Raw genomic sequence first — 12641 nt, 5'->3', positions numbered from 1 at the left:
ACGTGGTCACTTTCTGAATTAGTCTAGTGGATAAAATCAGACATTTGGTACCCGGATTAACCTTGGAAATCGCGCTCGTTCGAACGTCACAGAAGGGACGCTCCAGTCGTGGCACATGATCCAAGGACGCCGAACGCGCGCCAGCGGACAGCTCCACTGCCTTGTTAGCCGAGACGACGTCAGACGCCCCCTCTTATGTCTTCGGATACTCGCTTACGTGCTGGCACTTAAGCTCGCGAGGAGTTTCCGAACCGCGCTGGATCAGGAGACCCACCTCGTCCCCGAGCGAGTGCTTGCGGATCGCAACCTGAACGTCCCAGAAGCCGCGCACCTGTTGGCCATCAACCGCGAGGACTAGTTCTCCCCCTAGCACTCCGGCCCGCGCCAGCTGGCTATCCGGCTTGGGAGTTTGGAGGACGAAAGCGGGCGGCTCCGACTCGGTCGGGACTTCAGAAGGCCAGGGGAGACCAGGCCGAGATGCAGCCGCATCGCGCCAGGCGGTGGTCAGGGTTTGGGTGCCATAGTCCACGCAGCCGCAGGCACCGAGACCGCACATGGGGCAGAGACATGCGCAGTGAAGCCCGTCCTGGGCGAGCTGCCGAGCCACGACCCCTGGCAACAGCCGCGCCGTGGATAGTGCGGCGTCGGCATGCGCCTTCAGATGCCTCGGCGCGATCTCCCTGAGACGCGGCTCATAGAGCCGAAGCGCCACCTCGAACAGCATCGCGTAGCCGAGTGCGCAGTTGTGGAACGCCAGGGATAGGTCCCGCAGCGCCTCGGAGAGTGCGTTGGACTCCGGCGATGCGGACAGAGGACTGGTCATCTCGCCGCTCGGCTCGGTCCCACCGGACTCCTCGAGGTAGGTAGCAAGCTGAGCGCGGTGCGTCTGCACCATCGGTCGGAGGCGCTCAATGGCGGCAAGGGCATCGGGGTGCCCGGCGGACAATTGCTGCGCTCGCTCAAGCCTTCCTGCCACTTCACCCTCATTCGCGACGGCTTCCGCCACGGTACGGCGGATTAACTCGAACCTTAGATCGGCTGTCATTCCCTGATCCTCTCTGTGCCACCCGAAACGCTGCTGAGCTAAGGCTAGTTGTGGTCTCGGTGCGACAATGACTCCCTCGCGGAATGTCGGCTTCGGGTCCAAAACTCGGTCGGGCTGACCAGACGTCCGACGGCTTAGTGCTGGATGCCTTCCGTCAGCCTTTCACCGCTAGGCGGCTGAGCTCACCCAATACACGCGCGACCTCCTCTACCGTGATCGCCGCGCGCCGCTTGCCGACGCGACCATCATGCGGCGCTTGTCCCTCTATTACAATCATGCCCCCACGGTCGTCCTGTCCGAACGCGAGATTGGCGAGACGGATCGGCAGCCCGTCCTTGCGTCGACCACGAATCCTTCCCTGAGCGTAATGGCCAGGAAGCGGGCGAGCATGAGTTAGGTCATGTTACAGGGGTGACACGGACGTAGGCGCTTCCAAACGGAAGTCGGCGCTGGCTAATCGGGCCGGAGCGCGGTATCGAGAAAGCGGTCCGGTAGCCTCGAAAATTCAATCTACACACTCACTGGACATAAGGACTCCGGATAAGGTTCGAATCCGGCCACTCCGACCATTTAAGTTCTTGAAATCCCCACGAAGGCGGCACGAATCATCCGTGCCGGTTCATTCCGGCCGCTTAAGCCGCATGCCCGGCCAACATGCGGCGCGCGCTTTCCTCGTCGGTGATCAGGATGGTCGGCGCAATCAGGTTCATGGCGCCGAGCAGCGCCGCGGTCTTTTCCGCGCCACCGGAGGTGAGGATGCGGATCGGCGCCTTGCGCAGGCGGTCGACATCAACCGACATCACATGGCTGTTGACGGGATGGTCGACCAGATCGCCGTTGCGGTCGAAGAAATGGAACAGAAGATCGCCGACGGCGCCACGCGCAAGCAGGGCCTCCCGGTCCGCTTCCTTGAGAAAACCGCCGCGCGAGAAGGTGGTGGCCGAAGCGATGCCGCCGACGCTCAAAAGAACGGCGTCGAGCGAGTCGGCCATTTCGAAGATCTCCTGCAGGCCGCAGCGCTCGACCAATGCTATCTTGGTCTCGACGCTGTCGACGACGGCCGGCGTCGGCATCAGATAGCCGTCACCCTGGAAGATCTGGGCGAAGCGCCAGGCGAACTCGGCCGGGTTGACCCGGCGTGCGACGCCGACACCGCCAAGCAGCGAAATCACCTTGAAATCGGTCAGCGATTTGGCGCTGATGAACGGCAGGGAATTGAACAGCGTCACACCCCAGCCGACGCCGACCTGCATGCCGGACTTCATCGCGTCGGACAGGAACATGCCGGTCTTGGCGGCAATTGCCGGGATCGGATCGGCGTTGGGGTCGGTGAGCGGCGCCACCAGCGCCTGCTGCAGGCCGAAGGTTTTTTCCAGCGCGCGCTCCAACCGCACGATCTCCAGGAGCTCGCTCTCGATGGTGATCTTCACCTCGTTGCGCGCCCTTGCCTCGGCAAGCATGCGCACGATGGTGACGCGGCCGACGCCGAGCACGTCGGCGATCTCATTCTGCGTCATCTGCTCGACGAAATACATCCAGGCGGCGCGGATCCTGAGGCGATCGGTCCGGCTCTCATTGACGATCTGCTCGGATGCCTCCGCCACCGCCCCGCCGCTTTCGGATTCGCCCTGCCGTCGCCTGCCCAATTTCCCCTCCAAACCCGGCGACGATAGCGGCGCCGCCGATTCTGCATGCTGGTTAAATATCGTCTATTGATCTACCAATCGACACGAACAATCTAGAGAGGGTGGCTGACGCTCCCGAGCCGTGACGGGCTTCCGCATTTCGAGGCAATTGCCGATGCTGCGACAAATCTCCGAGGACGTGCGAGCCAACCTGAAGGACCGGCTTCGGGAACTGCGCGACGTCATCCGCCAAAGCCGCCATGACAGCGCCGGCGAGCCGCCGCCCGAAATAGCCAACCTGCCGCCGTTCCCGGGCAAGTCTCTGCTTGGCCATGCCGCAAGCGCAGTCGACGAGGCGCTGACGATCGCGGAATCCTTCATTCCGCATTCCCGGCCGCTCAAGGTCGACGGCACGATGGTCAAAAGCCTGCGGACTTATTTCCCGGAAGGCGATGAAGACCGGCAGATCGGCGGCGAACGGCAGTTCAGGCGCGACATGTATTATCTGACCCGTGCGATTCTCGCCGGCTACGGCATCGACAATCCCCGCGTTCACGAGGCGAGTTTTTCCGCCGTCCACACCGCCATGCGCAAGCGTCACGCCGATCTTCTGGCTGGCGCCACGGCGGACGCGGCAGCCACCGACCAGGTCGCGGCAGCCTGCGCTGCCTTGCTTGTCGAATGCCTCAACCACCGTCCGGTTCAGCCTGGCGAGATCGGTTCGCCGATACCCAGCGACCTGTCCGTCGACATCAAGTGTCTTGCGCCGGTCGTGCTTGCCTGCGGACTGGCGACGAAGGCCGATGGCCCGCCGGAGCCGGACATTCTCGAGATCGCGGTGCTGGCGGCCGAGGTGCGGGAGGATCGCATCCGGCAGGCCTGCGCCCAGCCGAATGCGGTGCAGGAACTGACACCGGTTCTCGCCACCCTGCTTGCGCATCTGACGTAACCGCCGCCCGCGAGGATCCGCTATCGTTCGGCCGCCATGGCCGCGATGGTCTTCTTGGCGCGCTGGATCGAGGCCGGGCTCATGCTGAGCTCGGTCAGCCCCATCTTGATGAAGGCCGGGATCAGATCCGGACGTCCGGCCGCTTCGCCGCACATGCCGACCATGATGCCGGCGGCGACGCCCGCCTGGGCCGTCAGCTCGATCGCCGACATCACCGCCGGATTGGTGACGTCGTTGAGTTTGGCGACCGTCGGATTGAGGCGGTCGGCGGCCATGATGTACTGGGTCAGGTCGTTGGTGCCGATCGAGAAGAACGCCACTTCCCTGGCCAGCGCCGGCGCGATCAGCACGGCGGCGGGCGTCTCTATCATCACGCCGAGATCGAAGGCCGCATGCGGTAAGCCTTCGGCCTTCAGTTCGGCAGCGCACTCTTCGATCAGCGCACGGGTCCGCGCTACTTCGGAAATCTCCGAAACCATCGGCAGCATGACCTTGATGTTGCCGTGTACGGCGGCACGCAGCAGGGCGCGCAGCTGCCGCTTGAAGATGTCTGGCCGGTCCAGGCACATGCGGATGCCGCGCCAGCCGAGGAAGGGATTTTCCTCGTCGGGGAATTCGATGCCGGCGATCGGCTTGTCGCCGCCGATGTCGAGCGTGCGCACGATGACGGAGTGCGGCGCGAACGCCTTGGCCAGAGCGCCGTAGGTCTCAGCCTGCATGTCTTCCGACGGCAAATGCATGTGGCGCATGAAGAGCAGCTCGGTGCGGAACAGTCCGACGCCCATGGCGCCGGCCTCCTGCGCCGCCTCGATCTCCTCGAGCGAGCCGATATTGGCCGCGACCTCGATCACCGTGCCGTCGGCGCGGGTGGGCGTTACGCTCTTGAATACCGTAAGGCCGGCGCGCTCTTGCGCCGCCGCCTCGACCCGGCGGGTGAAATCCGCTCGCGCGGCCTCGTCCGGATCGACGATCACATGCCCGGCATTGCCGTCGACCGCAACCTCCCTGGCGGTGCGCAATTCGTTGACCTTTTCGCCGAGGCCCAGCACCGCCGGAATGCCGTGCGAACGCGCGATGATGGCGATATGCGAGGTGGCGCCGCCATGGCCGCAGACCACGCCGCCGATGCGCTTCAGCGGCGCGCGCGCCAGGTCCCAGGCGCCGATGTCGTCGGCAATCAGGATCGCGCCCTGAGGAATGGTCTCCAGGCTGACCTCGTCCTGGCCGAGCAGCACCAGGCAGATCTGGCGGCCGACGGCGTGGACGTCGTCGGCCCTCGCGTTGAGATAGTGGTCGTCGACCGCGCTGAAATCGGCGGCGATGGCAGAGGCTGCGCCGATAACGGCCGACACTGCGTCGTCGCCCTCCCGAATGAGTTTTTCGACCTCGCCGGTCAGGCTGTCGTCGGCGGCGATGTCGCGCAAGGCCGCGACGATGCCGCGGTCGCCCGCCGAGAGATTGTCTTCGGCAAGCGTGCGATCCATGCGCTGCTGGACGGTCGATACGGCGCCACGGAACCGATCGAGCTCACCGTCGATCTCCCCAGGTTGCAGGCGCCGGCCAGGTCCTTCGACCTCGGCCGGAAAATGCGCAAAGGCCGGCCCGATGGCCACGCCTTCGCTGGCAGCGACGCCCTGGAGTTTCGGCGTTCCGTTGATCGTGGCGGCCGCCGGCGGCACGGCCTCCGGAGGCGCTGTCACGGCCGCGGCATCCGGCTCGCCCGCCTCGCTCTCGTCGTCGAGACCGGCGCGCGGGTTCTCCAGATAGCCGATCAGCGCCTCGATCGCCTCGATGGCGTCGGCGCCGTTGGCGCGCACGGTGACTTCCTGATTTTCCTTGACCGCCAGCAGCATCAGCTTGACCGAGCTCTTGGCGCTGACCGCTTTGCCGTCCTTGACCAGTTCGACATCGGATTCGAAACCCTTGGCGAGTTTTACGAACCGCGTGGCGGGACGGGCGTGCAAACCTTCATGCACTCTGACGATGGTCGAGCGTTCCATGGCGATACTCTAGCTTATGGCGCCGTTTTCGGACGGCAAATCCTGTCAGGCGGCGATGGTGATGACAGCGCCCGGCGTCAGGGCGGTCACGAGCGCTCCGGTGTCGATCTCGGATGCGCATAGCTCGCCCGGCCTCTCGGCCTCGGCGGCGCCGTTGAAAGAGATGACAACATGGCCCATTTCGCGGACCTTGCTCCAGGCCGTCTCGCCTACCGCCGTAATGGTCGCAGAAACCGGTCCGAGCGTGATCGACGCGCCCTTGCGTGGCCCGTCGTCGCTTGGGCCCACTTCCGTCTTGTGCAGCACGGAGACTTCGGCCAGCTCGGGAGGCGAGCCATCCGCGAACAGGATGACCACGCCGCCCTCGGCGAGGTCCGCCACTTCGGGTCCTATTGCTGTGACCCGTGTCTTGAGAAGAACCGACATATGGCGAACCTCGTTTTGTTGGACGTCTTAGAACACGATCAGGGACACGACCCATGCGATCAGCACGGAAACCGGGCCCATGATCTGGCGGCTGATGAGCACCGCCGGCACGCCGATTTCGATCGTCTTCGGCTTGGCTTCACCGAGCGCCAGGCCGACGGGGACGAAGTCGCAGCCCACCTGGGTGTTGTAGGCAAAGAGTGCCGGCAGCGCCATTGCCGGCGAGATGGTGCCGTTGGCGATCTGCGGACCGATGATGGCGACGCCGATGACCTGCGCGATGACCGCGCCCGGTCCCAGGATGGGCGACAGGAACGGCAGGCCGCAGATGGCCGAGATGACCAGCAGGCCGACGATGTTGTTGGCCAGCGGACCCATCGGCTGCGCCAGCACGTCGCCGATGCCGGTGTAGAGGATCAGGCCGATCAGCATGGTCACGAAGGCCATGAAAGGCAGCACGTTGCGCACCACCTGATCGATGGTGCGGCGGCCGGCATTGAAGAAGATGCCGACCACGCGGCCCATGACGCGGCCGATCGAGCTGATCAGGCCGATAAGGCCGCCTTCGCTCGGCAGCGGCTCCGCCGCTCTGGTTGTATTGGTGTTGCTTGAAACCATCGATGCTGCTCCCCCCGCAGTGGTGACCGCCTCGGATCCGTCCGCCATTGTGACGTTGGCAGGCTTCACGCCCGAAACGTAGATGTCTTCGGTGATGAACTGGGCGAGCGGACCCGCCTGGCCGACCGGTGTCAGGTTGACGGTCGGGATACGCTTGCGCGGATAGACGCCGCAGCGCGCGGTGCCGCCGCAGTCGACGACGACGACCGCCATCTCGCTTTCGATCGGCGGCGCCTTGAAACCGTCGACGGCGTCTGCCCCGGTCATGTCGGCGATGAGCTGCGCCACCGGGTGAATGCCGCCGCCGGTGACCGACACGACCTTGTTGCGCTGATCGGTCGGTTCGATGACCAGCGGCCCACCCCAACCGGTGGAGCCCCTCGAGATCTTTACGGCTTTGTATGTCTTGTCCATGGTGTCCTCCCGCCCCTAGAGCTCGACGCCCTGGCGGCGCGCCATGATGGCCGTGATGCGCTCGGTCAGGATGCCCTTAAGCAGGATGACGACCAGGCCGACGATGGCGTACCAGATGGCGACCTTGACGTGATAGCCGCCGGCGATGACGCCCCGCTTCTCGAGGTCGAGCAGCGCGACGAGCATGCCGCCCCAGACGAAGTATTCGCCGGGGTTGATATGCGGGAAGAGGCCGAGCGGCGGATGCACGTAAGACACCGCCGCGTCATAGAAGGCGGGCTTGTGCTTTTCTTCCAGGAAAGAGCCGAAGGTGTAAGCCATCGGGTTGGTAAGGAAGAACACCGCCAGCACCGGCAGCACCGTATAGCGGGTCAGGGCGATACGGCCGGCACCGCGCGCCAGGCCATGGACACGCTCTTCGCCGACCAGTTCGGTGATGGCGTAGAAGGCTGTCATCAGCACCACCAGCGTCGGGATGATGCCGGTGACGAAGCCGGCGAACACTTCGCCGCCCTTCTGGAAGATACCGATGAAGTATTTGCCGATGGCGGTCAGCCAGCCGAGCTGCTCTTCCTGCTGCACGTTTTTCAGCTGCTCCTTCAGCTGATCGGCGGTGACCGGCGCATTGTCGGTCGTCGCCTGTGCCAGGACCACGAGATGATCGGTGGCGTGCTCCACACCAAGCTTGCCGTGCCAGGCAGCGTCCGACACCATGGTGCCCGCCACATGCAGGTTATGCACCGCCAGGTCGGCATGCTGCGCCAATAACGAAAATACAGACATTTCTCCTCCTTATGACCCTGCCGGTCGTTCCCAGCCGGCTGCCGGCGTCGTTTAAGCCCTTGCTACATTCAAGCCGGACAGGCCCGGCTTCTTCCCCGGCTCCAACCGCGCGCGATCGATCTGCTCGATCGCCCGCTTCACGGCCTCGGCCATACCGGGTTCCCCCTCCCCCATGATTGCAGGGTTGGACCGGAGTCGATCGAGGGGAATGCCCTCGAATTCTTCATGTCGTTTGAATTTGGTGAGGACCGAACGGCCGCTCATGATCATCATGCGGCGAACGATCAGATCGGGCGTCACCACGACCAGGGCGATGGTGCCCTTGGCGAGCCGGCCGCGAAAATTGCCGGCGCCGACGAAGCCGTCCTTGTACTGGCTGGTGACGCCTTTGAAGACGTCCGAATAATGCCGCATCTGCAGCCAGACGCCCAGCGATTGCAGCGCCCAGACAACAAACAGCAGAAGCAGCGCCCACTGCCAGATCGCCATTTCGGTTTCCTCCCGAGTCTCTTTCTCCGGCACATATTGAACGGAGGCGAGATGACCCGAAAGTGAGAACATTTGTTTCCTAGAATGTCAACATGTATTATATTAGCGGTCATAACGCTCCACAGGCGGCTGCCCGTTTCGGCATCGGCAACGCCTGTGGTAGCCTGTCGTCAAACGGGATATGAGACATGGATCTGCCCTTCAGGCACGAACTTGCGCGTATGCCGGACCTTCGCCACCGGCTGCGGCAGTTGCGCTGGTTCCGCGCCACCTTCCGCAGCAGCGCCAAGGTGGTGTCGGAGACGTTCGGCGTGCGTTTCGAGATCGACGAGGCCAAACTGACGCGCGCCTTCCTCGACTGGATCGAAGTGATGGAAGCGCAGAAGCGATTCGCGGCGATAGATCGCGCCGACTTCATCGTCTTCGCCGCCGGGCTGGTGCTGCGCGAGCTGATCCGGCAAGGGCCGGCGCGCGAGATCTCGGGGCTCACCGAAATGATCGAGACCGAGGCCAATGCCGGCACGGCCGAAATTGTGCGTTTCTGGCCGGAGGGCTTCCTCTACACCAACTACTGCGTGTCGGCGATACTGGCCGTGCACGAGCAGGAGTTCGGCACCGCGCCCAGCATCGACAAATGCGCCGACGACCTGCGCACCTGGTGGTCCTATCGCGAGAATGCAACGGAAATGCCAGCCTATGCCGTGGCCTTTCTCGACCGGTTCCTGGGCGCAGAGCCCAACTGGATCACGCCCGACCGCGCCCAGTCGCGCCAGGCCATGCAGCGCGCGCTTGGGTCCTCGCCGGTGAGCGAGGCGCTGCGCCAGCTATGATGCGTTGGGGGTCGCCTCACTATTGAACATCTGACTTTTTATCGATAGCGATGTGCGGGTTCGGATAGAGGCCCGGGGAGAGGCGCATGGCGCGATCAAGACTGATGATTTTCGACTGCGACGGCGTTCTCGTCGACAGCGAGCCGCTGGCCGCCAAGGCCTATGAGCGCGTCTACGAGAAGCACGGCATGCCCGGCGTGCATGGCGGCATCATCGCCCAATGCATCGGCATGAAGCAGGCCGACATCATCGTCAAAATCAGGGAACTGACCGGCCATCAGTTCCCGCTCGCCGCCGACGGCGACATCTGGGCGGAGACCAAGGTGCTGTTTTCCGAGGAGCTCAAGCCGACGCCGGGGATCGCGCCGTTCTTGGGCGCGCTTACCGGCGACCGCTGCGTCGCCTCGTCATCCTCGGTCGAGCGCATCAACCACAGCCTGTCGGTGACAGGACTTTCGCGCTTCTTCGGCGAGGCGATCTTTTCCTCCTCGATGGTGAAGAACGGCAAGCCGGCGCCCGACATCTTCCTGTTCGCCGCCGAAAAGATGGGCGCAAAGCCCGCCGACTGCATCGTGGTCGAGGATTCGCCTTTCGGGATCCAGGGCACGGTCGCGGCCGGCATGATCGCGATCGGGTATACCGGGGGCGGCCACACCTATCCCGAGCACGCGGCGCGGCTGAAGGCTGCCGGCGCCAACTTCATCTGCGCCGACTGGCATGAAGTCGGCCGGCAGTTGGCTGGGCTTGGTGTCCCGGCCTGATCTACCGCAAACTGGGGAATCGACGCCGGGTCCATTCGCCGGGCGGGACCAATCCCCCCACACGGAAGTTGAAGGACAGGACCCTCGTTGCATCGGTGTCGACCTCGCAGCGGAAACTCAGATCGTACCATTGGGTTGTCGTGCTGAAGGCGGCCTGAGGAGGGTTGAGCACATTGCCTGTCTTCAGCGGAATAGTGGGCAGCCATTTGGGAGAATAGTCGGCACTTTGCAGTTCCTGGTTCAGGACGTTGGCGCAAAGGTTGGCAATGCGCTGATCGCGCGGCACCTTCTCCATGGAACTTGCGGCCAGCGCGTTGCCCGTTGCACCCGGCGAGTAGAGCTTTCTGACGCCTGGAAGACCGGAATAGATCGGCGATCCCGTAACTTCGGTGTCGGCGGGGTTTGACCTTCCTGGGGTCCCGCTTGGCGCTCTCAAAGCTCTTGCGGATTTGAATTTTATCGCCCTGGAAGGTTTAGGCTTTGATTTTTCGGCCGAGGATGCGGGCTTGTCGCCGGCCTCGGCTGTCAACGGCTTTGGCGCTTCGGCCGCTTGCTTTTCGGCGGCCTGCGGAGCTGGCTCCTGCTTGTCCTGCTGCTGTTTATCATTGTCCTCGGTCGCCTGCTTCTTCTCGGTTTGCGCGGGTTTTTCGTCCGGCGCGGCGGTTTCCGACTTCTCCTGGGCCTTGCCGGAATCTGTCTGCTGCTCGGGAGTTGCAGGCGGAGCGGGCTGGTTGGGCGCGGGTTTCGGTGCGACAGGCGACTTCGCGGCCTCATCCTGGGCCGGCGGCGGCGCTTTGGCTGGAGCGCTGCCGCCGTCGAGAGATTTCTCCGGCCCGGTATCCTTCTCGCCATACTGGAAGACGCGCTTCAGAACCGGGATATCCGGCGGTTGCGGCGGCTGCGGAGGCGGTGGCTTTGGCACGGGCTGCTCAGGCGGCTTTTCAGCCTTCTTTTCAGGCGTCGGCTCCGGCGGCTTTGGAGCAGGCTTCGGCTTGGGCAGATCGGGCGGCGGCACGATCGCGACATTGACCGGCTTTTCCTGCTGGTCCGGCTGCTGGTCGGCTCTCGGCAAGCCAAAGAACAAGAACGTTGCGATCAGGGCATGCAGGAATAGCGATGCGGCCAGGGCCCATCGCCAATTCCGAAACCATTCCCGCATCTTGCCGGTCATTCGGCTCGATGTGGAACGAAATGGCGGCGGCTTCAAGCGCTGGAATTGGTCGACGCGAGCTAGCTGCCTGACAACTCGGTGATCAAAGCAAACACAGGCCGACAGGCACCGGCCTACACCAGCATGCCCATCGGGTTTTCGATCATGCGCTTGAAGGCGCCGAGCAGTTCGGCGCCGAGCGCGCCGTCGACGGCACGGTGATCAGTCGAGAGCGTCACCGACATGACGGTGGCAATCTTGATCTCGCCGGCCTTCACCACCGCCCGCTGCTCGCCCGCGCCGACGGCCAAAATCGTGGCATGCGGCGGGTTGATGACGGCGGCAAAGTCCTTGACGCCGAACATGCCCAGATTGGACACCGCCGTCGTACCGCCCTGATATTCCTCCGGCTTCAGCTTGCGGCTCCTGGCGCGGCTGGCCAGGTCCTTCATCTCGTTGGAGATGACCGACAGCGTCTTTTCATCGGCATGGCGGATGATCGGCGTGATCAGGCCGCCGGGGATCGACACGGCGACGCCGACATCGGCGTGCTTGTGCTTGACCATGGCGCTGTCGGTCCACGAGGCATTGGCATCCGGCACCGCCATCAGCGCCATCGCCATGGCCTTGATCACCATGTCGTTGACCGAGAGCTTGTAGGCGGGGACTTCGCCCTTGTCGGTCTTCTTCATCGGCGCCGCCGCATTCAACTGCGTGCGCAGCGCAAGCAGCGCATCGAGCTCGCAGTCGAGCGTCAAATAGAAATGCGGGATGGTGGACTTCGCCTCGACCAGGCGGCGCGCGATGGTCTTGCGCATATTGTCATGCGGCACCAGCTCGTAGGAGCCTTCGGCGAACAGGCGCAGCACGTCCCCCTCCCCCTTGGGGGGAGGGTGGCCTGCCGCAGGCAGGTCGGGAGGGGTCGGTTCGACCGGGCTCGGCGCCAAATGGGCGATGCCTTCCGAAGCGACCCCCTCCGTCCGCTTCGCGGACACCTCCCCCTCGAGGGGGGAGGAAAGCGCGGCTTCGATGTCGGCCTTCGTTATGCGACCGTAAGGGCCGGAGCCTGATACGGCGGATAGGCTCAGACCTGCCTCACGCGCCAATCGGCGCGCTAGTGGCGTGGCGCGGGTTTTCCCCTCCCCCTCGAGGGGAGGGTGGCCGGCCAAAGGCCGGTCGGGTGGGGTCGGTTCGACCGGACGCGGCGCAAGGGCACTGCTGGACGGGGCGGTGCCTCTTGCGGCGACCCCGTCTGTCGGCTTCGCCGACATTTCCCCCTCAAGGGGGGAGATTAGTGCGCTATAAACCTCGTCGTCGGCGTAAATCCAAGCAACAGGCGCGCCGACCGGAATGTCGACACCTTCCTTGCCGGTCACGTCGCGCAGCGTGCCGCTGGCCGGCGCATCGATCTCCATCGCCGCCTTGTCGGTCTCGATCTCGAAGAGCACGTCGCCCTTGTTGACGTGCGCGCCCTCCTCGGCGAACCAGCGCGAGATCTGTCCGGTCGCCATGTCCATGTCGACCTTGGGAAGAATGACTTCGGTCGGCATC

General features: G+C 64.2%; 12 protein-coding genes. 3 read left to right on the top strand and 9 right to left on the bottom strand.

The features are described 5' to 3' along the window. Positions 1 to 193 precede the first annotated feature (193 nt). The gene (locus F3H96_RS11710; protein ID WP_149801899.1) at positions 194 to 1045 is read right to left on the bottom strand and encodes a PDZ domain-containing protein; all 852 of its coding nucleotides are present in this window, start codon (positions 1043 to 1045) and stop codon (positions 194 to 196) included. 632 nt (positions 1046 to 1677) lie between these two features. Next, positions 1678 to 2691: a sugar-binding transcriptional regulator gene (locus F3H96_RS11705; protein WP_149801898.1), complete on the bottom strand. Its 1014-nt coding sequence runs from the start codon at positions 2689 to 2691 to the stop codon at positions 1678 to 1680. Positions 2692 to 2845: 154 nt separating this feature from the next. Between F3H96_RS11705 and F3H96_RS11700 the strand changes: the two genes are divergently transcribed. Further along, positions 2846 to 3619 carry a hypothetical protein gene (locus F3H96_RS11700; RefSeq protein ID WP_149801897.1) on the top strand — a complete coding sequence of 258 codons (774 nt, stop codon included), beginning with the start codon at positions 2846 to 2848 and terminating at the stop codon, positions 3617 to 3619. A 20-nt stretch (positions 3620 to 3639) separates the two neighbouring features. Here F3H96_RS11700 and ptsP read toward each other — a convergent pair whose 3' ends face one another. From ptsP to F3H96_RS11675, 5 genes are read right to left on the bottom strand one after another with little or no spacing between them, the layout of a single operon-like run. Next, positions 3640 to 5619: a phosphoenolpyruvate--protein phosphotransferase gene (gene ptsP, locus F3H96_RS11695; protein ID WP_149801896.1), complete on the bottom strand. Its 1980-nt coding sequence runs from the start codon at positions 5617 to 5619 to the stop codon at positions 3640 to 3642. Positions 5620 to 5664: 45 nt separating this feature from the next. Next, positions 5665 to 6045 (bottom strand): PTS glucitol/sorbitol transporter subunit IIA, encoded by a 381-nt coding sequence (locus F3H96_RS11690; RefSeq protein WP_149801895.1) that lies wholly within the window; start codon positions 6043 to 6045, stop codon positions 5665 to 5667. A 27-nt stretch (positions 6046 to 6072) separates the two neighbouring features. Next, complete coding sequence (locus tag F3H96_RS11685) at positions 6073 to 7077, bottom strand: PTS glucitol/sorbitol transporter subunit IIB (protein ID WP_149801894.1); 1005 nt, start codon at positions 7075 to 7077, stop codon at positions 6073 to 6075. 15 nt (positions 7078 to 7092) lie between these two features. After that, on the bottom strand, positions 7093 to 7860 hold the full coding sequence (locus F3H96_RS11680) for a PTS glucitol/sorbitol transporter subunit IIC (RefSeq protein WP_149801893.1): 768 nt from the start codon (positions 7858 to 7860) through the stop codon (positions 7093 to 7095). Between the two features lie 51 nt (positions 7861 to 7911). Beyond that, positions 7912 to 8349 (bottom strand): transcriptional regulator GutM, encoded by a 438-nt coding sequence (locus F3H96_RS11675; RefSeq protein ID WP_149801892.1) that lies wholly within the window; start codon positions 8347 to 8349, stop codon positions 7912 to 7914. Positions 8350 to 8537: 188 nt separating this feature from the next. On the opposite strand from F3H96_RS11675, the gene F3H96_RS11670 reads away from it, so the two are divergent. Next, positions 8538 to 9179 (top strand): hypothetical protein, encoded by a 642-nt coding sequence (locus tag F3H96_RS11670; RefSeq protein WP_149801891.1) that lies wholly within the window; start codon positions 8538 to 8540, stop codon positions 9177 to 9179. Positions 9180 to 9265: 86 nt separating this feature from the next. Further along, entirely contained in the window at positions 9266 to 9940 is a 675-nt protein-coding gene (locus F3H96_RS11665; protein WP_149801890.1) for an HAD family phosphatase, read from the top strand. Between the two features lies 1 nt (position 9941). On the opposite strand, the gene F3H96_RS11660 is transcribed toward F3H96_RS11665, so the two are convergent. Next, complete coding sequence (locus F3H96_RS11660; protein ID WP_149801889.1) at positions 9942 to 11111, bottom strand: DUF930 domain-containing protein; 1170 nt, start codon at positions 11109 to 11111, stop codon at positions 9942 to 9944. Between the two features lie 113 nt (positions 11112 to 11224). Continuing rightward, on the bottom strand, positions 11225 to 12640 hold the full coding sequence (locus F3H96_RS11655) for a pyruvate dehydrogenase complex dihydrolipoamide acetyltransferase (RefSeq protein WP_149801888.1): 1416 nt from the start codon (positions 12638 to 12640) through the stop codon (positions 11225 to 11227). Between the last annotated feature and the right edge of the window lies 1 nt (position 12641).

Origin of the sequence: Mesorhizobium sp. NFR06, from assembly GCF_900115245.1 — a bacterium.
Lineage (GTDB): Bacteria > Pseudomonadota > Alphaproteobacteria > Rhizobiales > Rhizobiaceae > Mesorhizobium.
Note: the sequence above shows the minus strand (reverse complement) of the source record. Positions and strands in the feature narration are given on the sequence as shown.

Bases quoted from the DNA above. Each gene is read 5' to 3' on its own strand.
- F3H96_RS11710 (WP_149801899.1), bottom strand. From the start codon at position 1,045: ATGACAGCCGATCTAAGGTTCGAGTTAATCCGCCGTACCGTGGCGGAA.
- F3H96_RS11700 (WP_149801897.1), top strand. From the start codon at position 2,846: ATGCTGCGACAAATCTCCGAGGACGTGCGAGCCAACCTGAAGGACCGG.
- ptsP (WP_149801896.1), bottom strand. From the start codon at position 5,619: ATGGAACGCTCGACCATCGTCAGAGTGCATGAAGGTTTGCACGCCCGT.
- F3H96_RS11690 (WP_149801895.1), bottom strand. From the start codon at position 6,045: ATGTCGGTTCTTCTCAAGACACGGGTCACAGCAATAGGACCCGAAGTG.
- F3H96_RS11685 (WP_149801894.1), bottom strand. From the start codon at position 7,077: ATGGACAAGACATACAAAGCCGTAAAGATCTCGAGGGGCTCCACCGGT.
- F3H96_RS11680 (WP_149801893.1), bottom strand. From the start codon at position 7,860: ATGTCTGTATTTTCGTTATTGGCGCAGCATGCCGACCTGGCGGTGCAT.
- F3H96_RS11675 (WP_149801892.1), bottom strand. From the start codon at position 8,349: ATGGCGATCTGGCAGTGGGCGCTGCTTCTGCTGTTTGTTGTCTGGGCG.
- F3H96_RS11670 (WP_149801891.1), top strand. From the start codon at position 8,538: ATGGATCTGCCCTTCAGGCACGAACTTGCGCGTATGCCGGACCTTCGC.
- F3H96_RS11665 (WP_149801890.1), top strand. From the start codon at position 9,266: ATGGCGCGATCAAGACTGATGATTTTCGACTGCGACGGCGTTCTCGTC.
- F3H96_RS11660 (WP_149801889.1), bottom strand. From the start codon at position 11,111: ATGACCGGCAAGATGCGGGAATGGTTTCGGAATTGGCGATGGGCCCTG.
- F3H96_RS11655 (WP_149801888.1), bottom strand. From the start codon at position 12,640: ATGCCGACCGAAGTCATTCTTCCCAAGGTCGACATGGACATGGCGACC.